General features: G+C 67.1%; 18 protein-coding genes and 1 tRNA gene. 2 read left to right on the plus strand and 17 right to left on the minus strand.

Annotation, left to right across the window (positions count from 1 at the left end):
* Window positions 1-14: 14 nt before the first annotated feature.
* The 12 genes from RWR81_RS04685 to RWR81_RS04740 form a co-directional block, all read right to left on the minus strand.
* Complete coding sequence (locus tag RWR81_RS04685; protein ID WP_314455150.1) at window positions 15-773, minus strand: ATP-binding cassette domain-containing protein; 759 nt, start codon at window positions 771-773, stop codon at window positions 15-17.
* Entirely contained in the window at window positions 770-1,753 is a 984-nt protein-coding gene (locus RWR81_RS04690; RefSeq protein WP_314455154.1) for an iron chelate uptake ABC transporter family permease subunit, read from the minus strand. The genes RWR81_RS04685 and RWR81_RS04690 overlap by 4 nt, the downstream gene beginning before the upstream one ends.
* On the minus strand, window positions 1,746-2,762 hold the full coding sequence (locus tag RWR81_RS04695; protein ID WP_314455157.1) for an iron chelate uptake ABC transporter family permease subunit: 1,017 nt from the start codon (window positions 2,760-2,762) through the stop codon (window positions 1,746-1,748). Before RWR81_RS04695 ends, RWR81_RS04690 begins: the two co-directional genes overlap by 8 nt.
* Complete coding sequence (locus RWR81_RS04700) at window positions 2,759-3,445, minus strand: ABC transporter substrate-binding protein (protein ID WP_314455159.1); 687 nt, start codon at window positions 3,443-3,445, stop codon at window positions 2,759-2,761. Before RWR81_RS04700 ends, RWR81_RS04695 begins: the two co-directional genes overlap by 4 nt.
* The gene (locus tag RWR81_RS04705; RefSeq protein ID WP_314455162.1) at window positions 3,442-3,879 is read right to left on the minus strand and encodes a hypothetical protein; all 438 of its coding nucleotides are present in this window, start codon (window positions 3,877-3,879) and stop codon (window positions 3,442-3,444) included. The genes RWR81_RS04700 and RWR81_RS04705 overlap by 4 nt, the downstream gene beginning before the upstream one ends.
* A 220-nt stretch (window positions 3,880-4,099) precedes the next feature.
* Window positions 4,100-4,408, minus strand: coding sequence for a DNA primase (locus tag RWR81_RS04710; RefSeq protein ID WP_314455165.1), 309 nt, complete (start codon window positions 4,406-4,408; stop codon window positions 4,100-4,102).
* A 74-nt stretch (window positions 4,409-4,482) separates the two neighbouring features.
* On the minus strand, window positions 4,483-5,583 hold the full coding sequence (locus RWR81_RS04715; RefSeq protein ID WP_314455168.1) for an FAD-dependent oxidoreductase: 1,101 nt from the start codon (window positions 5,581-5,583) through the stop codon (window positions 4,483-4,485).
* Window positions 5,584-5,631: 48 nt separating this feature from the next.
* Complete coding sequence (locus RWR81_RS04720; protein ID WP_314455171.1) at window positions 5,632-7,683, minus strand: M3 family metallopeptidase; 2,052 nt, start codon at window positions 7,681-7,683, stop codon at window positions 5,632-5,634.
* Window positions 7,684-7,744: 61 nt separating this feature from the next.
* Window positions 7,745-8,311, minus strand: coding sequence for a helix-turn-helix domain-containing protein (locus tag RWR81_RS04725; protein ID WP_314455174.1), 567 nt, complete (start codon window positions 8,309-8,311; stop codon window positions 7,745-7,747).
* Complete coding sequence (locus RWR81_RS04730; RefSeq protein WP_314455177.1) at window positions 8,308-9,822, minus strand: MFS transporter; 1,515 nt, start codon at window positions 9,820-9,822, stop codon at window positions 8,308-8,310. Before RWR81_RS04730 ends, RWR81_RS04725 begins: the two co-directional genes overlap by 4 nt.
* Before the next feature lie 53 nt (window positions 9,823-9,875).
* Window positions 9,876-11,021 carry a bifunctional GNAT family N-acetyltransferase/nucleoside triphosphate pyrophosphohydrolase family protein gene (locus RWR81_RS04735; protein ID WP_314455179.1) on the minus strand — a complete coding sequence of 382 codons (1,146 nt, stop codon included), beginning with the start codon at window positions 11,019-11,021 and terminating at the stop codon, window positions 9,876-9,878.
* Between the two features lie 70 nt (window positions 11,022-11,091).
* Entirely contained in the window at window positions 11,092-12,360 is a 1,269-nt protein-coding gene (locus RWR81_RS04740) for an MFS transporter (protein ID WP_314455182.1), read from the minus strand.
* A 241-nt stretch (window positions 12,361-12,601) separates the two neighbouring features.
* Between RWR81_RS04740 and RWR81_RS04745 the strand changes: the two genes are divergently transcribed.
* Entirely contained in the window at window positions 12,602-13,159 is a 558-nt protein-coding gene (locus RWR81_RS04745; protein WP_314455185.1) for a DUF805 domain-containing protein, read from the plus strand.
* Between the two features lie 65 nt (window positions 13,160-13,224).
* On the opposite strand, the gene RWR81_RS04750 is transcribed toward RWR81_RS04745, so the two are convergent.
* Window positions 13,225-13,315: transfer RNA gene (locus RWR81_RS04750), tRNA-Leu, on the minus strand.
* A gap of 113 nt (window positions 13,316-13,428) precedes the next feature.
* Complete coding sequence (locus tag RWR81_RS04755) at window positions 13,429-14,343, minus strand: D-hexose-6-phosphate mutarotase (RefSeq protein ID WP_314455188.1); 915 nt, start codon at window positions 14,341-14,343, stop codon at window positions 13,429-13,431.
* Between the two features lie 69 nt (window positions 14,344-14,412).
* Between RWR81_RS04755 and RWR81_RS04760 the strand changes: the two genes are divergently transcribed.
* A complete protein-coding gene (locus RWR81_RS04760; RefSeq protein WP_314455192.1) occupies window positions 14,413-15,870 on the plus strand; it encodes an AI-2E family transporter in 1,458 nt (485 codons plus the stop codon).
* 12 nt (window positions 15,871-15,882) lie between these two features.
* Here RWR81_RS04760 and RWR81_RS04765 read toward each other — a convergent pair whose 3' ends face one another.
* The 3 genes from RWR81_RS04765 to RWR81_RS04775 are packed head-to-tail and all read right to left on the minus strand — an operon-like array spanning window position 15,883 to window position 22,606.
* The gene (locus tag RWR81_RS04765) at window positions 15,883-19,293 is read right to left on the minus strand and encodes an error-prone DNA polymerase (RefSeq protein WP_314455195.1); all 3,411 of its coding nucleotides are present in this window, start codon (window positions 19,291-19,293) and stop codon (window positions 15,883-15,885) included.
* A 23-nt stretch (window positions 19,294-19,316) separates the two neighbouring features.
* A complete protein-coding gene (locus RWR81_RS04770; protein ID WP_314455197.1) occupies window positions 19,317-21,842 on the minus strand; it encodes a DUF222 domain-containing protein in 2,526 nt (841 codons plus the stop codon).
* A gap of 41 nt (window positions 21,843-21,883) precedes the next feature.
* The gene (locus RWR81_RS04775) at window positions 21,884-22,606 is read right to left on the minus strand and encodes a hypothetical protein (protein ID WP_314455199.1); all 723 of its coding nucleotides are present in this window, start codon (window positions 22,604-22,606) and stop codon (window positions 21,884-21,886) included.
* Window positions 22,607-22,660: the final 54 nt, after the last annotated feature.

Genomic DNA, 22,660 nt, shown 5'->3' on the forward strand with positions numbered 1-22,660 from the left:
CCGGCTGGTGAGGATCAGCCCCACACGAGAGCGACGCGCCTGCCGTCGACCTCGTGAACGGGCACGTCCATGCCGAAGACCTCGCTGAGGCACTCCCGGGTCATCGTCTCCTCAGGAGTCCCCTGAAGGATGACCCTGCCGTCACGCATAGCGACGATCTGGTCCGACCACGCGGCGGCCATGTTGATGTCATGCATGACGATGACCACTGTGCGCTCAAACTCGTGGGCAGCCGCGCGTAGGCGGCGCATCATGGCCACCGAGTGGACCATGTCCAGATTGTTGAGGGGCTCATCCAGGAGCATGTAAGGCGTCTCCTGGGCCAGCACCATGGAGACGAAGGCACGCTGGCGCTGCCCGCCGGACATCTCGTCGAGGTAGCGATCGGCCAGGTCAGTCAGGTCCATCCACTCCAGGGCCTGGTCGACGATCGTCTCGTCATGCTCGGTGGGGCGTCCCCGATTGTGTGGGTAGCGGCCGAAACCCACCAGGTCGCGCACGGTCAGTCTCACAGCGAGGTGGTTGTCCTGCTTGAGGACGGACAGAACGGTGGCCAGCTGGCGCCCCGGGGTCGTGGTGACATCCAGTCCACCGACCTCCACGGTGCCGGCATCGGCCCCCAGGAGTCGAGCCATGACGGACAGGAGTGTGGACTTACCTGCCCCATTGGCGCCGACCAGCCCGATCACTCCGCCGGCCGGCAGATCGAGGTCGACGTCGGAGAGGACCTGACGCTCGCCGTACGACTTGGCGAGACCACGCACTTTGATCATGAACGCCTCCTGGAGCTGATGATCAGGACGATGAGGGTGAGCCCACCGAGGAACTCGATGATGACGGACAGGATGTTGTCCGCGTCCAGGACATGCGCCAATACCGTCTGCCCGACGATGAGCACGAGCATGGCTACGAGCGCCGACATGGGTACGGTGATGACGTGACGGTTGGTGCCGGCGGCCCAGTAGGCCAGGTGGGCCACGAGCAGCCCCAGGAACATGATCGGCCCGACCAGGGCCGTGGACACCGATACCAGGACGGCCACCATGACCATGACGCGCCGGCTGACACGGCGATGGTCGATTCCCAGCGCAGTGGCGACGTCGGGACCGAGGGCCACAATGTCGAGCGCCCGCAACTCACGGATCGCCAGAATCGAGACCACGGCGGTCAGAGCGAGCGATAGCACCAGCAGGTCCGGGTTGATAGAGCCGAAGGAGGCGAAGAGCCGGTCCTGGAGGACGAGGAAGTCGTTGGGGGCCAGGAGTCGCTGGATGAAGGTGGTCCCCGAGCGCAGGAAGGTTCCCAGCACGACGCCCAGAAGCACCAGCGTGGTCACCGAGCGTCTGGCGCCGAGCACGGCTCCCATGAACGTCACGGACACCCCGATCATCACCACGAGTGTCAGAACGAAGGCCCACAGGTCCGGTAGGGAGGAGAATCCCACTGCTCCCAGCATGAGGAGGAGAACGACCTGCAGCAGGGCGTAGAGCGCGTCCAGGCCGAGCACGGAGGGCGTGAGGATCCGGTTGCCCGTGACGGTCTGGAACATGACGGTGGAGACGCCGCTGGCCCATCCCACACATACGAGCGCCCCCAGGGAGGGCAACCGGTAGGGCAGGACCAGCAACGGGTCGAAGGCGTTGATGACCAGGAAGACTCCGCCGGCCGCAAGTACCAGGACCAGGACGACCACGAGGCGAAGAACGGCACTCTGGTTCTCCCGGCGACGACGTCGGGACAGCACGTCAGCCACGTTCCACTCCTCGCAGGATGAGTACGGCGAAGACACCGGCACCGACGACACCCATGATGACGGACAGGGGAATCTCGTAGGGGTAGCGGACCACGCGTCCGGCAATGTCACAGCCCAACGTCAGGACTGCGCCGCCCACGGCGATGACCGGCAGACTTCGACGCAGGTTGTCTCCCATGAGCCGGGAGACGACGTTGGGGACCACGAGCCCGAGGAAGGGCAGGCTCCCAACGACGACGACGCTGACTGCCGTCATGACTGCCGCGGCCATGATCGTCAGGTTGATGGTGCGGTGATAGCTCAGTCCGAGCCCGGTAGCCGTCTCCGCCCCGAGGCTCGCCACCGTGAGGCGGTCGGCGGCGAGGTAGAGGAGCAGGACCATCAGGGCCACCAGCCACAGCAGCTCATAGCGTCCGGCCAGCACCCGGGAGAGGTCGCCGGCGGTCCAGGATCCCAGTGACTGAAGCAGGTCGTGACGCCAGGCCACGAAGGTGGTGCCCGCTCCCACCACTCCGCCGAGCATGAGACCAATGAGAGGAACGGTCACGTCGTCGGGTGTGCGCCGGTGGGGCAGTAGGTGCAGCAGCCACAGGAAGACGGCCGATCCCGCGACCGCGCACGCGCAGGCCGCCGCCATTTTACCCAGGACGCTGGTGCCCGGTGCGAAGAGAGCCACGAGCAGCAGCCCGACGACGGCGAACTGGGTCGTCCCGGCCGTGGTCGGGGAGACGAAGCGGTTGCGTACGCTCATCTGCATGACCGCTCCCGCCACGGCGATGCCCGAGCCGGACAGGACAGCCGCCAGAGTGCGCGGCACCCTGGAGACCATGAAGAGGCGCATGGAGCGACCCTGCGAACTGGAGCGGACCAGATCCGCTGGATCGAAGTCCGCCACTCCGATACACACCGATACGAACCCCAGGGCGAGCAGAAGCAGGATGCCACTGATCAGGAGAGGCAGCCCCAATCGCCGCGCCCCAGAGGCGACGTCAGGGCGCTTGAGGCTCATGCGGACAGGTCGCCCTTGATCTCCTTGGCCATGCGCGGGCTGACTCCGAAGCCGGCGCCAAGCAGGTACCAATCGGGCCCGTTGAGGTAGTGGACCTTGTTGTTCTTCCAGGCGTTGGTGGCGGTGACCAGCTCGTTGTCAAGGATCTCCTTGGCGGAGGAGCCCTCCTGACCGATCGTGGCATCGCGGTCCAGGACGAAGAGGACGTCGGGGTTGGCCTGTCCGATGAACTCGAAGGAGACGGCCTCACCGTGGGTCGCCTCGTCGACGTTCTCAACAGCTTCTGAGACGCCGAACTCGTCGAAGAGGACGTCGAAGCGGGAGCCCTTGCCGAAGGCGCTCACCTTGCCGCCGGTGGTCATGAGGCACAGCCCCTTGCCGGTGTTCTTGGCCAGGGCAGCAACCTCTGCGGCGGCATCGGTGAACTCCTTGACCTTGGCCTCGGCCTCACTCGTCTTTCCGAAGATCGACCCCAGGATCGTGGCATGGCTGGTGAGGATCTCAGTCATCGAGGCGGAGGGCTCATTCTTCTTGCCCTTGTCTCCGTTACCTCCTTCACCGCCCTGCTCCGGTGTGGCCGCGGCCGACCCGCTCGCGCCCTGCGGCTTGACGCTCATGTCGATCGTGGTGAACTTCTGCGAGAAGGTCCCATAGGACTTGGCGGTGCGGCCCGCGACGATCACCAGGTCCGGCCCGGCCCGGCGATCGCCTCCTCCTTGGGCTCCTTGAGGCCTCCCATGTCCTTGTACTTGTCATCCTGGAACTGGGACAGTGACTCGGGCAGGTTGCCGCCGCTCTTCGGAACCCCGACGACGAGATCGGCCAGCCCCAGGGCGGCCATGGAGTCCAGGACGCCGTAGTCCAGGACGACGACACGCCGAGGCGCCTCCTTGATCGTGGTCTCCCCCTGTGCGTGCTTGAGGGTGACGGGGTAAGTGGTCGTTTTGCCACTCGAAGCGGCTGCACCACTCACTCCCGTGGATGCGGCGGTTTCCGTCCCGGAACTCTGGGAGCCTGAAGAGCTCGCTGTCTTCGATCCACAGGCGGCCAGGACGAGAAGCCCCGCCGTTGAGAGGGTCGTGGCGAGTAGTCGACGGCGAGAGGGAGACACGAGCATCGAGATTCCTATCTTCGTGAGGACGACCGGATACGGAATGCCCGACCCCAATTCATGAGGTAAGGCTCACCTGAGAAATATCACCGTATCATATGCCTCGGCGGTGAACTAACCGCGCCTGCGATTCTGACACCGCGTCCGTCCTCCTCCCGCAGCAGACGGGGCCCGTGCGCTTGGCTCGGACCCCGTTACTGAGCGATAGACTGCAGAGAGGCCTCAGTCAGTCCTCGTCGTCGTAGTCCTCGTCCTCCTCGTCGCCGTCATCGTCGTAGTCCTCATCATCGTCGTACTCGCCGTCATCGTCGTAGTCCTCATCCTCGTCATCGCCATCGGAGTCGAAGGCCTCGAAGGGCAATTCGATGCCGTAGGCGGTGAACAGCGAGTCGTCGTAGGTGAAGAAGGCGTCCTGGAGGGCGTTCTCGGCCGCGACCACGGCCGGGGAGAACTCGTCACCGGTCGCGGCAGCATCCAGGTGCGCCTCGAAGGCGGCAATGAGTCGGTTGAGCGCGGACCGCGGGTCGTTCGTCATGTAGGACACACTACCGGCTCTCCCCCGCCCGGTGTATGAGGCGGGTGGCAATGCCTGGGGGCGTTGCGCCGTGATCACGCGTCCCGCTCGACCCCCAACGCTTGGCGGATGAGGCCCAGGAAGAGATCCTCCCCCTTGATCCTGCTGGTCTCCTCAGGTCCGACGATGACGCGCACGCCGTCGCGCAGAATCTGGGAGGCGCCGCCGTCGGGGCCCAGAGGCAGGATGATCCGTTCAGTTCCGGGGGCATAGGTCGCGCTGGGTTCCCGACCCGCGATGAGGTCGGTGATGTTACGAGCGACGACTCGGGCGTGGGCCCGGGCGGCGTCGGCGCGCTTGGACTCGCGCACGTCCGTGATGTCACCGATGGCCCAGACACCGGGGTGGTCCACCACCCGCAGATACTCGTCAACGCGGATCGTGCCGTCGTAGTGGCGCACCTCGTCGTAGTCCTCGCCGAGGAATCCGGTGGCGGCCGCCGAGCCGTAGGCGCGGAACCACATGTCCGCCTCCAGGCGCCGTCCGCCCTGGGTGGTGACCCGGAAGGGTGAGAGCACGCCGACGTCGACCGGGGGCAGGAAACTGAGCGAGTCACCGGTGATGACCTCCACGCCGCGCTGGGCGAGCTGAGCGGAGATGTCCTCGCGGATCTCCGGCTTGTAGTCGCCGGCAGGCAGGATCCTGTCAGCAGCCTCCAGCATGGTCACCTTGATGTCCGGGAAGGCCGAGGTGATCTCACCGGCCAGCTCGATACCGACGGCGCCGGCTCCTACGATGAGCACGCGCGAGGCCTGCTCGAGGTTGGTGTGCACCCTCTCGATGCGGGCCTTGGCGATAGTGGAGGAGGACTCCATGTGCTTGGCCGGGAAGGGGTAGGCGGTCCCGGTGGCCAGTACCAGGTAGTCCGCCTCGATCGGTCCGCAACCGGAGACCTCGACGGTGGTGCCATGAACAGCCAGCGCCGTTCCGTGGACGATCCGCCCATTGGTCAGGAGCCGGTCATAGGGCAGGAAGATCTTCTCCGCCCAGTCCCGGTCAACGGCTGCCCGCAGCGCCGCGGCGTGGCTGACGAAGGTGTCCTTCTGCTCCACGAGAGTGACCTCAGCGACGTCGTCGAGGGCCTTGGCAATGGTAATGCCGCCATACCCACCGCCGACGATGGTGACGCGAGCCATATTGTGATCCTTCCGGTGATGAGAGGGTGAAAACGCGGGCTGTTCCCGTCAGGTGAGTCCGCGTCGCTTCAGAAGAGGCGGAATGCTGGGTTCGCGCCCGGTGAAGGCGCGGTAGGAGGTCAAGGCGTCCCGGGAGTCTCCACGGGCCAGGAACTCGCGACGGAACGCCTCTCCGGCCTTGCGGTTCAGGCCGAGGTCGCCGTTGATCTCGCCGTCGGTGGTGAACCAGGCGATGGCGTCGGCGTCCATGACCTCACTCCAGATGTAGGCGTAGTAGGCGGCGCTGTAGCCTCCGGCGAAGACGTGGGAGAAGTACGTGCTGCGATACCGGGGCGGCACGAGCGCATCGTTGATCCCCGCCTCAGCCAGAGCCCGGTGCTCGAACAACGCGACCTCGTGCACGTCCCTCGGGACCTCATTGGGTGCCAAGGTGTGCCAAGCCTGGTCGAGCACGGCGGCGCCCAGGTACTCGGTGGTGGCGTAGCCCTGACCGAAGGCACCCTGTCCGCGCAGCTGCTCGGCCAGCTCAGTCGGCAGGGGCTCATCGCTGTCCACGTGGCGGGCGTAGCCGGCGAGCACATCGGGATGAAGAGCCCACTTCTCGTTGAGCTGGCTGGGGAACTCGACGACGTCCCGGGGCACGGCGGTCCCGGAGGCTGACGGGTAGCGGGCTTCGGAGAACAGGGCGTGCAGGGCATGCCCGAACTCGTGGAAACAGGTGACAACCTCATCCCAGGTCAGCAGGGCCGGGCCGGAGGTGGGTTGCTCGATGTTGCAGCAGTTGATGACCACCGGCTTGCGGCCGGTGAGCGTTGAACCGGTGACGAGACTGTCCATCCAGGCACCTCCGGACTTGCCCGCCCGGGCGTAGTAGTCGCCGACGAAGAGTCCCAGGACCGGCGCCTGGGGCTCCTCACCGTCGCGCACCTCCCAGACTCGTATTCCGGGGGCGTACATGTGCTCGGCCAAGTCCTCGCGCTCATGGAAGGTGATGCCGTAGAGACGGTTGGCGGCGTAGAAGACGCCCTTGGTGACAACGCTCCACAGCTCCAGGTAGGGGGCCAGGACCTCGTCGTCGACGCCGAAGCGCTCCTTGCGCTCTGCGGCCTCATAGAGGGGCCAGTCGGCGGGGCCGAAAGTCTCCCCCTCCCGGGTCTGGGGATCGCGCTCCATGCGGGCGGCGTAGATCTGGGCGTCGCGGCAGGCATTGGCCATGGCGGGCGGCGTGAGACGGATCAGCATCTCGGACACCGCCTCAGTGGTTCTAGCGGCCGACTCCGCGGCCACGAGGGCGGCGTGGTGCGGGAAGCCCAGGAGAGCGGCTCGTTTGGCGCGCAGTGCCACGAGTTCCAGGACGATATCCCGGGTATCACCGGTGCCGCCCTGTCCGCCCAGCCCCCGGTTCATGGACTTCTCCATCAGGGCGAGCCGGGCGGCGTGAGGCCGGGTGCTGGTCAGGGCCGGCACAACCGTGACGTTGGTGACCTCAGCAGCATGCATGGCCTCGGTGGCAAGAACCGAGAAGCGTATCTTGAGCGCGTTGACGCGGGCGTTGATCTTCTTGAGGGCGTCCGTGTCGGACTCGTCCAGACCGACTCCGTTACGCTCGAACCCCTCAACGGTCAGGCGGATGAGGCGAGCGGTCTCGGCGTCAATGATGACGCCGTCGGCGTCGCGCACGTCCTCGCCGTCAGGCGCGGTGGCGACGCGATCATCAAGGGCCTTGAAACGTCGATAGAGGCGTTCATCGAGGTGGTAGGCATCGGAGTGCGCCGCCAGCTCCGGGGCCAGCATCTCCTCGAGCTCATCGAGGTCCGGGCAGTCGGTGGCGGAGGTCAGAGCGTCCAGAACCGTCAGTGCCCTCTCCAGGAGCTCACCGGATCGCTCCAGGGCGTCGACCGTGTTGGCGATTGTGGGTTCGGCCTCGTTGGTGGCGATCGCCTCCCACTCCTGACGCTCAGCGGCGATCCCGGCCCGAATGGCCGGTTCGATGTCGGCATGGTCCACGGATGTGAATCCGGGCAGGCCCAGGTCGAGCGACCATGGCCTGGCGAAGACGTTCGACTCCGGGAGGTCGGTGTCGTCGGTGGTCTCGCTCATGGGCCCATCGTGCCATGACCCCAGTGCTTCTCAAGCACAACGTGCAGACATTTGTGGGTCATTAGTCCTTATCGGATGGCTTGAAGAGCTTCTGGTCAGGCAGGTTTCCCGCCACCAGGGACACGATGAGGTCGGCGATGGCGGGCTCATCGGGGTTACGGCTGCGGCTGTCGACAGCACGGTTGGCCCACCAGCCGTCCACGGCCAGCAGCGCCACGCGTTGCATCGGGGTGAGCTCGGGCACCTCCCCGACCCACTCGTCACGCAGCACGTCCCAGGCATTCTTGATCGTCTCGGCCTCCGGCGTGGTCGAGATCATGAAGCTGACCTCTCCGGGGAGGATCTCGCCGTTGACTACTGAGCGCGCCAAGGCCTCGATGCGCTCGCCGCAGCTCGCCTCCTCCAGCGGCTTGCCCAGTGCCTCCAACGCCTCGGCCCGCCACCGCTCCTGGAAGGCCGCAGCGATACCCTCCAGGAGCTCGGTCTTGGAGCGGAAGTGGTAGATGACTCCGCCTCGGGTCAGTCCAACGTGCTCAGCCAGGGCGTCGAAGGTGAGGGCGTCGAAGCCGTCTCGGTGGGCGAGCTCGAGCGCCCCGGCAATGATGCGGTCCCGCTTCGAGGTTCTCATGCGGTCTCCTCACTCGTCTCACTCGTGGCCGGAACATGACGTGCAGCCATGACGCCCGCGACCAGGAGGATGATGGCGGCGATGACGGCCGTGGCCTGCATGGCATGGGTGAATGCTATCTGAGCCCGCTCGAGCAGCTGGGTCTGCCCGAGGTCGCTCCGGTCGATGATGCCCGACAGGGTGGCCAGGGACTGCTCGGCGGCATCGGCCACCCGGTCCGGAAGACTCGAGGGAGTCCGCCCGAGCATGAACCGGTAGCCGACGTCCTGGATCGTTCCCAGCACCGCGATCCCCAGGGCGACACCGAGCTCAAGACCGGTTTCGGAGATGGCGGAGGCCGCTCCGGCCCGGTCCGCCGGCACCGATCCCAGGACCGCGCCGGTGGAGACTGTGAAGGCCATGCCGACGCCGGCGCCGATGACGAGCAGGCCGATACAGATCACCACGATCCCACCGTAGGACTCGCCCACGGCGACGACGAGGAGGCCCCCTGCTGCCAGAATCAGACCGCCTCCGAGCACCCGGCCGTTTCCGAGTCTGCGTACCACCGCGGCCACGACCGTGATAACGGCGATGGAGGCCAACGAGGTGGGGAGCTCGGTCAGGCCCGCCCGGAGGGCGGAGTAGCCCCGGACGAGCTGCAGGTACTGGGAGAAGAAGTAGAGCAGGCCTGCCAGGGAGAAGATCGCCAGGACGGTGGCGAGGATCGCCCAGGTGAAGGCGGGGCGTTTGAACAGTTCGACGTCGATGAGCGGTGTCGCCAGCGTGCCCTGGCGGCGCAGGAACAGCAACCCGGCACCGAGTCCAGCGAGCAGGGCCACCACGGCAACGACCGTCAGGCCGTCATGGGCGAAGGACTTGACGGCATAGACGATCGGCACGATCGCGAGCACCGACAGGATCGCGGAGACCAGGTCGACCGGGGCGCCGTGATCGTTCTTCGACTCGGGCAGGAGCCACAGGCCGGCGAGGATGACAGTCACCATCACGGGAACGTTGATGAGGAAGACGCTGCCCCACCAGAAGTGCTCCAGCAATGCCCCACCGACTAAGGGCCCCAGGGCTGTGCCACCGGAGCTGCCGGCCGACCAGATCGCGATGGCGGTGGTGCGGTGATGAGCGTCGGGGAAGATATTGCGAATGAGGGAGAGGGTGGAGGGCATGATCGTGGCGCCGCCGATGCCCAGCAGTGCGCGTGCTGCGATAAGGGCTCCCGCACTCGGCGCGAAAGCCGCCATAACGCTGGCCGCGCCGAAACCGAGCGTCCCGATGAGCAGGAGACGCCGTCGACCGATACGGTCGGCGACATTGCCCATGGTGACCAGGAGACCCGCCAGGGTGAAGGAGTAGATGTCACCGATCCACAGCAGCTGGCTGGCCGTTGGGCTCAGGTCCGCGCTCAGCGAGGGAATGGCCAGAGCCAGCACCGTGGAGTCGATGGCCAGCAGGGTCACGGCCAGGGTCAGGACGGCCAGGGCCGCCCACGCGCGAGGTCCAGGAGTACGAGTCACGACTCAAACTGTACTATACATACAGTCAAGTTATGCTGACGGCGGCGCTCCCCTCAGCACAGACGTCGGTGGCGGAGCACCTCCGCCACGTCCGGTGCGAAGTAGCCCGGTCCCTTGAGCACCTTGCCGTCCTCGCGGTAGATCGGCCTTCCGTCGGCACCCAGCTTGGACATGTTGGAGCGCTGCACCTCGGCGAGCACGGCCGCCAAGTCGATCCCGGTCTCCAGGGCCATGCCGTAGATGACGTAGACGAGGTCCGCCAGGGCGTCGGCCGCCTCGACGGTGTCACGAGCGCCATCATCGGCGGCCACGGCGCGGCGGTAGCTCGACTCGACCTCGGTGCGGGCCGCTTGCCCGTAGACGGCGCCGACGAGCTCGGCGAACTCCTCGGCGATGAGACTCATGCGCATGCTCAGACTCTCGCGCTCAAGGCAGGCGCCGTCGGTCTGGATGGGTAGTCCGTAGACGTTGTGGAAGCGCCGCACAAGGGCCTCGGGGTCATCGCCCTCGCGCTCTCCGACACCGTCATGCACCACTAGCGGCAGTGAAGCCGCCTCCGCGCTGACGGGACCGTCCCAGGGCGCTTGCGGCTCGCGCGGATCATCGGGAAGCAGGGAGGCGATCCAGCCATCGCGGAGCCGGCCGTCATTGAGCAGAAGACGGCGCACCTGCCCCTCTCGCTGGAAGCCGAGGGACCATGCGACCTTCCAGGAGGCCCAGTTGGGCACCAGGCCGCGGCTCGAGTCGTGGATATCGCAACGCCACCGCAGCGCGGACAGGCCCAGGGGGCCGTCCGGGTCGAAGGCCGTATCGATGAGGGCGGCGACGGCGCGGGTCATGGTGCCGCGCCCTCGCGCAGCAGCGGTGAGCCAGTAGCCGATCTCTCCCGTCCGAGCCTCCTCAGGGCCACTCAGGGTGATGCCGAGCATTCCCACGAGGGTCGAGGAGGCTCCGTTGTCACCGGCCTCGCGAACCGCCCACGTGAGCTCGCGCCCCTCATTCCAACCGTCGGCGACGATCTGCTCGACGAAGGACTGCGCGTCACTGCGCTGGTAGCCGCGAGGGATGAAGGTCCACTCCTGGATGTCGCTCTCCCGACAGATCTCCGCGATGCGGTCGATGTCCTCCCCGGTCGGGGTCGACAGGACGAGAGCAGGCAGATCAGCATCGGCGGCCACAGTCATCTCAAAGGGATCCATGGGAAGAAATACTAGCTCTGCCTGGATTGATCGGGATGGACAAGGGGACCGGTCGAAGGGCGTGTGAGCCTCAGGCGGCCTTCGCCTTCACGGACCGGCGGCGCAGGATCGGCCAGCCGGCGACCATGACGAGACCTCCCAGCATGCCATAGGCCAAGGCGACCCACAGTCCGTGGTCATCGGCGAGCCAACCGACGACCGGCGGCGCCAGGAGACCCGCAAGACGGGCGAGCCAGGACACGATCGTCAGCCCCAGCCCAGGGGGAAGTCCTTCGACGTCATCGGCCGCGGAGTAGATCACGGGTACGGCGACGGCGCAGCCGACTCCGGAGACCGCCATCCCGATCAGTGTTCCGGGGACGGACGAAAGCAGTAGCGCGACCCCCATCCCGAGCGTCACCAGGGCTCCTCCCCAGGCGATGACAGCGCGTTGGCCGACGGCGTCGATGATCCGGTCCCCTACCAGGCGTCCCACGATCATCGTCCCCTGGAGCGCCACCAGTCCCAGACCCACATGCCCGACGGCGGCGCCCTGTTCGGACAGGAGCAGAGACGACCAGTTCATGGCCACGTCCTCGGGGAACATGGCAGAGGCGCACAACAGCCCGACGATGCCGAGAACGAGGAACGTCACCGGAAGCGGGCGACGCGGCGAGGTCGTGGGCGACGTCCCGCAGGAGGGGGCACAGACTTCGGAGACCCCTGCCTGATCGGAGGCTCGCCCACCTGAGTCGCGACCGGACAGGAACCAGCCCGCAAGCAGGGGCCCCACCGAGATGATCAGCAGCATCACCGCTATCAACGCCATATGGGTTCCCACAGCCACGCCGGCCCCGGCCATGGCCTGCCCCATGGTCGCCCCCAGAACCGTGCCCAGTGACCAGGCGGCGTGAAAACTCGTCACGATCGAGGCGCCCCAGCGACGCTGGACCCGCAGACCATGCGCATTCTGCGCGACGTCGACGATGGCGTCGGTCCCACCCACGACCAGCAAGCAGGCGGCCAGGGCGATCCAGGATCGCGCCATGCCGGCGCCCAAGAGCCCCAACGCGATCACCAGTACACCCAGACTAGCGACCCTCGCCGAGGTCAGGCGGGAGATGAGCCAGGACGCCGCCAGCCCCGCCACCAGGGCTCCGACACTGACAGCGGCCACAGCCTGGCCGAAGGCAGCCTTGCTCAGATCCAGCCGCGCCACGATCTGCGGAAAGCGGGGAACCAGATTGGCGAATCCCAGACCGTTGGCCAGAAACACCAGATAGACCGCGACCCGGGCCCGAATCAGCTCAGGATCGCGCCGTAGGTGAAGACGGTTGCTCAGCGGGATATCGGGACGCATAGCGATTCACTCTACTGGGACGGCCCCTGCGGTCGACTCCTCCATAGGCACTACTCCCCATAGGGACACTGAAGAGGACGGAGCCAGGTGACGCAGAATGTCCTTACGCTTAGGTGTAGCCCACATGCCGATCCGCCTCTGGAAGGAGCGCCCCTCCGGGCGCGCTCGGCCAGTGAGGCTCATATGCCCCGCCCGTCTCACTTGGAGGATGATATGTCCTACGGAAGCGGCCCCGCCCCTTATGGCAACCAGCCGCCTTACGGCACCCCCAACCCGCACCCCCCCGAATCAGGCGCCTTACGGCGGCGGCCCCGGCCAGTTCGGGGTCCCGACCCTGTCCCCCGACATCGCCCCCTTGCCGGGGGCGAGCTTCGGCGAGGCCATCAAGCGCTTCTTCCAGCGCTACGCCCAGTTCCGCGGTTATGCCTCCCGCTCGGAGTTCTGGTGGCCGTGGTTGGTGAACTTTCTCATCGGCCTCATCTTGAGCATCTTCACCATCATTCCACTGCTGAACGCCATGCATACCATGCTTATCGGCTTCGACAGATCCTTGCACGGCGGCATCGTGGAACCACCTGTACTTCCCGCCAGTTACTACATCTTTTCCGGCATCATGGCGATCTACGGCCTCGCGGTCCTTCTTCCGGCACTCTCATCCCAGGTCCGACGCCTGCACGACATCGGAAAGCCGGGAACCTGGATCTTCATCGCTCTTATTCCATTCGCCGGACCGATCTGGCTGCTGATTCTCCTCGCCTCAGAATCCCGCCCAGATCTCTACCGTCCCGAGTGGAACTGAGCCAGTCCTCTCGCGGGAATGGTATGGTCCCCGGAACCTCAGGGTTCCGGGGACCATGCGATTGGTGGTGTCCGAGGGGGGACTTGAACCCCCACGCCCGTTTAATAAGGCACTAGCACCTCAAGCTAGCGCGTCTACCTATTCCGCCACTCGGACTCGTATTATCTCTGCCTCTTGTCAGCAACTCCGCCAGAGACTCGCCCTGGCGACGCAGAGAAACTTAGCACGACGGCGGCCGGGCCCACCAAACCACCTTCAAGTGCTTCCCGTCACATCTCGTTGTTCTCGGCGCTGAGAGTCACCTGCATGGACCAACTCGTCCCGGGTGCGATGGTGGGTGCGTGCTCACGTACCGCTCCACTCTCGACGCAGACCATGGTGGGGAACTCGTCGTCGGCCATGTCCGGCAGCGGGGTACTGTAGGTGGACCAGGGGTTCCACACGATGGTGGAAGGAGCATTGCGCTTGTCGATGCGGATGGTGCGCCGGCGCCCGGGATCGATCACCGCAATCGGCGCGGCGGAGTCGTAGATGCGGTCCACGGGACCGGAGATCTTGACGTCACCCTCCTGAACACGCCGGCTTTCCTGCGGATTGCGGGCCAGGTTGTCACTATAGGCGGCTGCGTCCAGACCGCTGATGACACTGGCGGTGACATCGTGGACCGACAGGTAGGTGTGAGCGGCGGCCTCCACCGTGCGAGGCTCGGTCCCGTCATTGCGCAGGCTCAGCCCCAGGCGCAGGGTCTGGCCGACCTCAACCTCGTAGAGCGCAGTCAGACGATCGCGGCTGACACTCAGAAGGGCCCGGACACCACCGTCGTCGGTACTGGTGACCGTCCGCAGCCGCCAGGGTGCGATGCGCGCCCAGCCGTGCTTCGGCACGGCATTCCCGTTGATACCGACACCGAACTCGGGCAGGCACAGGGGAATGCCTCCACGGATAGCGGTGGCGCCGTCGAAGACCGCCTGCCTCGAGGTGAAGATGACCTCCGAGCCACCACGCGGGATCCATGACGTCACGGTGGCGCCATGGAGGTAGATCTCAGCGGCCCCGGCCGGGGCGTCGATGAGGAGCCGCGGCTGCCCTCCCGATCCCGGTCCGAATGCAGCGGTGCGCGGTAGGCGCACCGGGCTCGTCGTCGCAACGGAGTGATTCGGGGTGCTGTCATTCGGGGCGGTCATGGGGCCACGCTAGTAGGCTGGTCGTGTTTCGTCAGCCCGATGACCAGCGAAGGCCTGAACGTTCACCCCATGACAACAACCAGTTCTGCGTCAGAAGACACACCTGCCGAGGCTCCCGAGCCCTCCAAGACAGCCGGCTCCACTGAGCCGGCCGGGCCAGCCGATCCCAGTGCGAAGCCGTCTCGAGAGCTTCTGAGCAGCAGCGGTCTCCTGAAACGGCTCAAGTACGCTCGCACGGCGCTGGACCGGGGGATCGATTGGGCGGAGAGACGCAGGCAGGCGGATCGTGACTACCAACTGCACTGGGAGTCCGCTACGGACGGTGAGCCCACCACGGAGCCAGTCACCCCACCTGTGTCCACCACCCATGTCCGGGTGACGCCGTCGGTCTCGTTCCCCGAGACGGTGACAACCCGTTCGTCGGTCCTGGACTCTCTGCCCTCCTGGTTGGTGCGCGGCGGCATAGGGGCGTGGTTGGGGTTGGGGGTCATCATCGTGATCGGCCTTGTCTTCTACGCCACCTCGCAGGTGATCCCGGTATTCATCGGCCTATTCATGGCACTGGTCTTCACCTCGATCCTCCAGCCGCTGGTGAACCTCTTCGCCAGGATCATGCCCCGCTATCCGGCGACCTTCCTGGCGCTGCTCACCACCATTGGCGCGATCGCGGCACTGGTCACCTACGTGGTCACCTCCGTGACCAGTCAGTGGAACTCCTTGGCCTCCCAGTTCAGTGACGGCATCGACACGATCATGGACTTCCTGGAGCGCGGACCGTTGCACCTGACGCAGCAGCAGATCTATCACCAGCTCCAGATCTGGCTACGTCAGGGACGGCACTACCTGCAGTCCAATGCCCCTTCCCTGGCCTCAGAGTTGGTCTCCAACGCGGGCGCCGTCGTCGATGTCCTCACGGTCCTGGCGCTGGCACTGTTCGTCACGATCTTCCTCCTCGCCTCCGGTGGGAGGATGTGGCGCTGGTTCCTCAATGAGCTGCCCGCCACGATACGCGAGCCGACCCACCGGGCGGCGGGCGCGGGCTGGTACACCTTCGCCGGATATGCGCGCGGCACCGTGCTGGTGGCACTGACCGACGCCATCATGGCCGGGATCTTCCTGCAGCTGGTGGGGATCCCTCTGGCCGCGCCGCTGGCGGTGCTTGTGTTCATCGGCGCCTTCATCCCGATCATCGGCGCTCCTGTGGCCATGCTCGTGGCCATGGTGGTGGCCCTGGCCTCCGGCGGTTTGGTCACCATGATCGTCGTCGGTGTGGGGGTTGCCGGCATCGGTCAGATCGAGGGGCATATTCTCCAGCCCCTCATCATGGGACGGCAGGTCTCTCTGCACCCGGTTGTGGTGATCATCGGCGTCGCCGTGGGGACCTACGCCTCCGGACTGCTCGGCGCGGTCGTCGCGGTGCCGCTGATCAGCGTGGCCTGGTCCGTCTACTCCGAGCTGCACACCAAGGACGCCCCGGTCACCGGCGAGCTGCCCGCATACTCCTCCCCCAAGGACCCCAAGGAGTAAGGGCCTCCGGGCTCAGCACCAGTCCCGGCTGCCGGTGACGGGAACACCGGGAAGGGCCTGGAGATGCTCAGCCATGAGGGCGACGACCCCGTCCCCCTTCTCCACCGTTCCGCGCACGATGAGGGCGCTGGCACGTCTGCCGATGCTACGGTAGCGGCGCCACATGCCGGCTCGACAGACGACGTTGAGCAGGCCGGTCTCGTCCTCCAGGTTGAGGAAGATCATGCCGGAGGCAGTATGGGGCCGTTGTCGGTGGGTGACGACGCCCGCGACCCGGACCCGGCTCCCGTGCTCCTGATGGGATAGTTCGGCTGCCCTCAGCACGCCGCCGGCGGCCAGTCCGGGGCGTAGCGGGCTCAGGGGCGAACCGTGCGTGGACACCCCGGTCAGACTCAGGTCGGCGGCCTGTTGCTCGCGGGCGGTCATGATCGGCAGGGGCGGGGCGACGGCGCCGACGGTGGTGCCCGGAAGCGTGGGTTGGAGCCACGCGCCTCGCTCCTGGTGGGAGGAGCCGAGGCATCGGCCGTGCTCATCGGCCAGGACACCTGCGGCCCATAGGGCCCGACGACGCTCCACCCCCAGACTGCCGAGGGCGCCTGAGGCAGCCAATGCCTCAAGACGGGAGCGGCTCAGACTCACCCGCCGGGCGAGGTCGGCCAGGTCCCGGTAAGGGCCGTGGGTGCATCTCTCAGTGACGACGGCCTGTGCGGCCCTCGCCCCCAGCCCCTTGATCGAGGCCAGGCCCAGACGCACCGCAAGGTCGTCGTGGACGTCGAGCGGGGACAGAGCGGCAGGATCGGGGGCCAGTGCTCTCCACTGGTCTGGCGATTCTTCTGGCGGTCCCGCACTCAGGTACTCGTCCCTCTGCTCTACGGTGGCTTGAGCCGGCGAGTAGTTGACGTCTGCGGGCAGAACGCGAACACCGTGACGGCGGGCGTCAGCCACGAGGGACTGCGGGGACCAGAAGCCCATGGGCTGGGCGGCGAGGACTCCTGCGTAGAAGTCCTCAGGCTTACGCACCTTGAGCCAGGCCGAGGCGTAGACCAGGTAGGCGAAGGAGAAGGCGTGAGACTCGGGGAATCCGAACTCGGCAAACGACCTCAACTTGCTGTAGATCTTCTCAGCGGTGGGCTCGTCAACGCCTCGGTCCCTCATACCGGTCACGAGCCGGTCGTGGAGAGCCTCCATCCGTTCGATGGACCGCTTGGCCCCCATGGCCTGACGCAGGGTGTCGGCCTCGGCGGGACTGAACCCTGCGGCGTCGACGGCGATCTGCATGAGCTGCTCCTGGAAGAGCGGCACGCCCAGCGTCTTGGCCAAGGCCGGTTTGAGGGAGTCGTGCAGGTAGGTGACCTCCTCGCGTCCCAGCCTGCGACGGATGTAGGGGTTGACGGCGTCGCCCTGAATGGGACCGGGACGGATGAGGGCGACCTCGACGACGATGTCGTAGAAGGTCTGGGGGCGCAGTCGTGGCAGGGTGGCCATCTGGGCGCGCGACTCGACCTGGAAGACCCCGACCGTGTCCGCGGCAGTGAGCAGCCGGTAGACGGCCGGGTCCTCCTCGGGGAGGGTGTGCAGCCCCCAGGGCCGGCCGGTCTGGGAGGCGCGAAGCTCTCCTTCCTCGACGGCGTCGGGGACGGCCTGGCCCCGCTCGGCCAGGGTCGTGAAGGCCAGGCGCAGGGCGGTGAGTACTCCAAGACCCAGGAGATCGAACTTGACCAGGCCGGCCTCAGCACAGTCATCCTTGTCCCATTGGAGGACCGAGCGGTTGTCCATGGCGGCCCAGCGCACCGGGCACACCTCGGTGACAGGACGGCCGCACAGGACCATGCCTCCGGGGTGGGCCCCCAGGTGGCGGGGCAGGCGCAGCAGCTTCTCGGCGACGTCGAGGACCGGCTCGGGAACCTCCTCACTCCGTCCTGTGAGTCCTCCAGGACGCACCGTGGTCCATCGGTCCATCTGCTTGGCCCAGGTGTCCTGTACTCCGGCGGGATGGCCGAGGGCCCGGGCAGCATCACGGACGGCGGAGCGGGGGCGGTAGGAGATGACGTTGGCAACCTGGGCGGCGCAGTCGCGCCCGTAGCGGGAGTAGACGTGCTGGATGACCTCCTCACGGCGGCAGGCCTCGATGTCGAGGTCGATGTCCGGGTAGCCGGCTCGCCCTGGGGACAGGAAGCGCTCGAAGAGCATCTGGTGCCGGACGGCGTCGACCGCGGTGATTCCCAGGGCGTAGCAGACTGCTGAGTTGGCAGCTGACCCCCTTCCCTGGCACAGGATCCCCGACTGTGCGCAGAACTCGACGATGGAGTGCACGATGAGGAAGTAGCCGGGGAAGCCCAAGGACTCTATGACGTCGAGCTCATGGTTGAGTACCTCCCAGGCCCGGGGATGCTCCTGTGGGGTGCCGTAGCGGCGGACGGCGCCTTGGCGGGTGAGCTCGCGCAGCCAGGTGGTGGGGGTGTATCCGGCGGGAACGTCGGCGTCGGGCAGGTCCGGGGCGATGAGGGCCAGGTCGAAGGCGAGGTCGGAGGCGAGATCTGCGGCCAGGTCGACGGCGTCGGGACTGCGTCGGTGGAGCCTGACCATGTCCTGGACCCCTCGTAGCCAGCGGCCGATGGCAGGCAGGTGGCCGCGGGCTCCTTCCAGGTCTGTGACCAGGCGGGTAGCGGTGAGGACATCGGCGAGACGGGCGTCGGTGGGGCGGGCACAGCGCACCGCACCGGTGGCCACGACAGGAAGCCGGTGCGCGCGAGCAAGGCGGGTCAGGGTCTCGGTGAGGGCGGCGTCGGTGGGGCCGCCGTCCAGGGTGAGCTCGACGGCCAGGCCGATGGCGGCGTCTCCCTCCACCTGTGTGTTACCGGTAGTGGTGCTGGTGCGGCGACCGCGGTCGGGAGCGGCGAAGAGCTCGGCGAGGTAGCCCAGGCAGGCGTCCGCCGCCGCCAGGTTCCAGGTACCGGGCCGATGGGGATCGCCCAGAGCACGACGCAGGGGGCCGTTGGAGGTACCAGTGAGGACGAGGCAGGTTCCGCAGGCTCCCCCGGTTTGACCGCTGGGGGCGGCGCGGAGGGCCGCGGCGAGAGCGGGCAGGTCATGGGCGGGTTCTCGGCGTTCTCCGGCGTCCAGGTTGTGCCGGGAGATGGCCGATACCAGGCGGTGGTAGCCGACGGGGTTGCGGGCCAGGATAGGCAGGTGGGAGCCGTCAGCAAGGGTGAGCTCGGTGCCGTGAACAGTGGGCAGGCCGTGGGCACGACCCGCCTGAGCATGCTTGACGATGCCGGGAACGCCATCGTGATCGGTGAGGGCGAGGGCCTCCAGACCGAGCTCGACGGCAGCCGAAGCCAGGTCATCGGGTTCGTTGGCTCCGTCGAGGAAGGAGTAGGCGGAGTGGGCGTGCAGCTCGGCGTAGCGGTGTCGACTGGTCATAGCTGTCGGTGGGACCTGGTGCTTCAGAAGGGTGGGGCCTCGTCGATGAGTGGTGCTAGCCCGAGGATGTGGGTGGCGTTGGGGTAGGGGGTGGTCTCAAAGTCTCCGGCCCTTTGCCCGGGTCGGGGGCCACGAGTCATGAGCAGCCGGGTGCTGCCGCCGTCGTTGGTGGTGGTGGCGGGGTCGAGGGGCCGAGCGTTGAGGGAGCTGTCGTGAGCGTTGTCGAGGGCGGTGTTGAGCCGGTCGATGAGCTCGGGGGTGATCTGCTGGCTCAGGATCTGGGGGACCAGGCCACCGGGAACAAGGTGCTGGTGGGGTCCGACCTTTCTAGGTAGGCGGTTGATGGTGCCGTCCATGTGGCGTTGGTAGACGGTCTTGTCGGGGGTGTGCCAGAACAGGGCCCCGGTGGCACGGTTTCTGGTCAGGGCCCATCCGGGGGTGTGTTTGAGCCGGTGATGGGCCTGACAAAGCACCGCGAGGTTGTCCAGGCTCGTGGTGCCGCCCTCGCTCCAGGGGGTGAGGTGATCGATGTCGCAGCGGGGGGCCGGGGTCTGGCAGGTGGGGAAGACGCATGTTTTGTCGCGGGCGCGCACCAGGTCCGCCAGCCCGGCCGGGGGCCGGTACCTGGTGCGGCCGATGTCGAGTACGACTCCGCTGGCAGGATCGGTGACCAGGCGTCTCCAGGTCCCGCCGGTGGCCAGGGCCCAGGCAGTTATGGCCGGTACCGCCACGCTGCGCGCCCCCACGGTCACCTCGGCGACCTCGGTGGCCTGCGCAGGGGCGGCGGGGCCTGGGCCGGTTCCACCGGAATCATGACCGCAAGGATCACCGGAGCACTCACCGTCCCCAGGATCACCGCCACCGGGGTCACAACCGGTAGGAGCCTGTGTTGGTGGGGCCAGACCCGCCGGGCAGGCCGGGCCCGTCAGGCTGGTGATGGGGACGGTGACATTGACATCGACGTGGATACCCGTTGGCAGGGGCAGGTGCCCGGTTGCAGACGGCGTCCACCACGGGCCGGCGGACCCCACCAGGCCGCTGAGGGTGCTCAGGAGTCCTTCCAGGGGCACCCCATCGGGCAGCAGACGACCCGGGTCGGACGCCTCGCAGACGCCGGGTGCTGAGCCCGCCGCACCGGTGCCACCACCGTCGGCGAGACCAGCGCGTTCGGCGGGGTCACCGGCTCGTGGGTCGGAGCCACTGCTGTATGCGCTGGCGGTATCCCAGGAACCAGCTGCTTCCCAAAGAGCCGAGGAAGCCCAGCGACCCTGAGAAGCGAGAGAATCCGTCTCTGCAGTGCTGAAAGATCCCAGACCGCCCCCGCCGCGCTCCCTGGCCTGCTCGTCAATACGATTAACAGAGCCTACGAGGCAAGACGAGCCACCGGCGCCGCCCGAGTCACTACCGGTTTGGGACGGCTGGTAGGCGACCTGCTGGCTAGTGCGCAGCGTGGAGAGGGTCATCGCGGTGACCGCGTCGGCTCTCAGCTGGCTCAAGGTGCGTTCCTCACCGGCGGCCCGGGCACTGGCGGCGATCGCGTCCAGAGTCGCGTCCAGCAGGAGAGCGTCCATGGTGGGCAGCAGCAACCCGACCCGGCAGACGCCCTCGCCCGCAGACCTCGGGCGCGACACACAACGCTTGGCGATGCTGGTTCGGGTGCGTTCGGCGTGACCGTCGGGGTCGATCTCCATCAGGGCCCGCTCGATGTCCCGTCCCACCTGGGACACGCCGCGCCGGGGCGCCTGGGGCAGGACCTTCTCCTGAACCGCTAGCGCCACCAGGGTGGGGACCCCTTCCAGGCGGCGGGTCACCAGGGACGCCTTCGCGGCATCCAGCACCCCGCAGCGCTCCATGGACTCAACGGGACCGAACCCAGTGCCCATGAGAGCCTGACCGTGGTCGATGATCTGCCCGGCCCGAGCACGGGAGACCCCCAGCCTCGCGGAGAGCAGGCAGGTGGCGTTGAACCGGCGCTCCTCAAACCCGACTACCGGTGAGACCTCACCACCCGGACCCCACTGCCCCGGATGGGTTGACAGCTCCGAGCAGCCGGTCAGGCATGCCGCCGCCAACGCCTCACCCCACGTGGCCCACGCCGCCAGGCGGTGACAAGCCGCCACCAGTTCCCCCACGCCCGAGACACCCATGCCCATCAGCACTGAGGCACCGGCCTCCTCCACGCCCACGGTTCTGCGCCCCTCAGCGGCGGCCACCAGAGCCACGTCACCACCGAGCTCACCAGCGAGCAAGCCCTCTTTGTCAGCGCCTCCATCGCCACAAGCACCAGCGTCTTCACTGTCAGCAGCACCGCCGCCGACGGTGTCCTCGGCGCCAGCACTCCCTTCACCGTCGCCGGCGTCCCGGGCGGTCACCAGCAGACGGGCCAGCAGCCCCTCCACCACACCGGCCAGCTCGCTGCCCGCACCCAGGGACGCCAGCAAACCGGCCGCATCCTCCACCAAGATCCCAAGCCCCAACGTCGGTTCCCCGGCAGGCACGTTCGCCGCACCGGCGCCCGGGTTACGAGGAAGCCCACCTCTTTCGAACATACGTACAGTATAGCCTCATCCCCCACCAACCGCACGACGAATCAGCCTCCAGAAGCCGCCGCGATAACAACGAAAACCGGAAACCCGAAACTGCTCCCCAGCCAGCCCCCTGCCCGCCGGCGCTCTATGACGTTCCAGAGGGAACTTGCGGCCGATAGGACAGCAGCAGCAACGACCGTAAGCCCCAACGTGCAGCGCAGCGGCCTGGATCGCCAGATCGTCATCAGAACGCGTGCCGGCGAGGACACGGCGCCCGACTCGGCAACCGTCACCTGCCTTGGGAGCACGAGCATGGCTCCGACGATCGCCGAAGCGGCAAGGATCAACGTCGCCCCCAGTGGACCAGCAGCGACCGAGATCCACACGACAACAGCGGGTCCAAGCGTGCCACTGACGCCATAACTGGTGACATCCCAGCTCTGCGCGCGTCGCTGGCTCATTCGCGACGACCCCGCGATCGACGGCAGCCGATTGCTCACCCCTCCAGTGAGCATGGGCCCGAATACTCCCAAGAGAACCAGCAGCGCTGCCAGGACGACGGTCCATGCCACCGGCAGCAACAGCCCGGCCGTTCCGAGCAGCAGACCGTGAGCGAGGGCCGAGACCGCGATAATCCTCCTGCCGTCATCTGCAGTGTCGAGGCGGCGGGCGATGAACGGACCGAGCAAATGTGGTGTGGTGATTGCCGCTCCCAGCATGCCGGACGCCCATCCGGGCTTTCCGGAGGCCTGAGCAAGCAGCACGACGGCAACCACCGCCCCCATCGGCCGAGCGTACGAGCGTGGCCGCAAACACGTATCGCGCCAACGCCCAGGTCG

The organism is uncultured Actinomyces sp., from assembly GCF_963526355.1.
Lineage (GTDB): Bacteria > Actinomycetota > Actinomycetes > Actinomycetales > Actinomycetaceae > Actinomyces.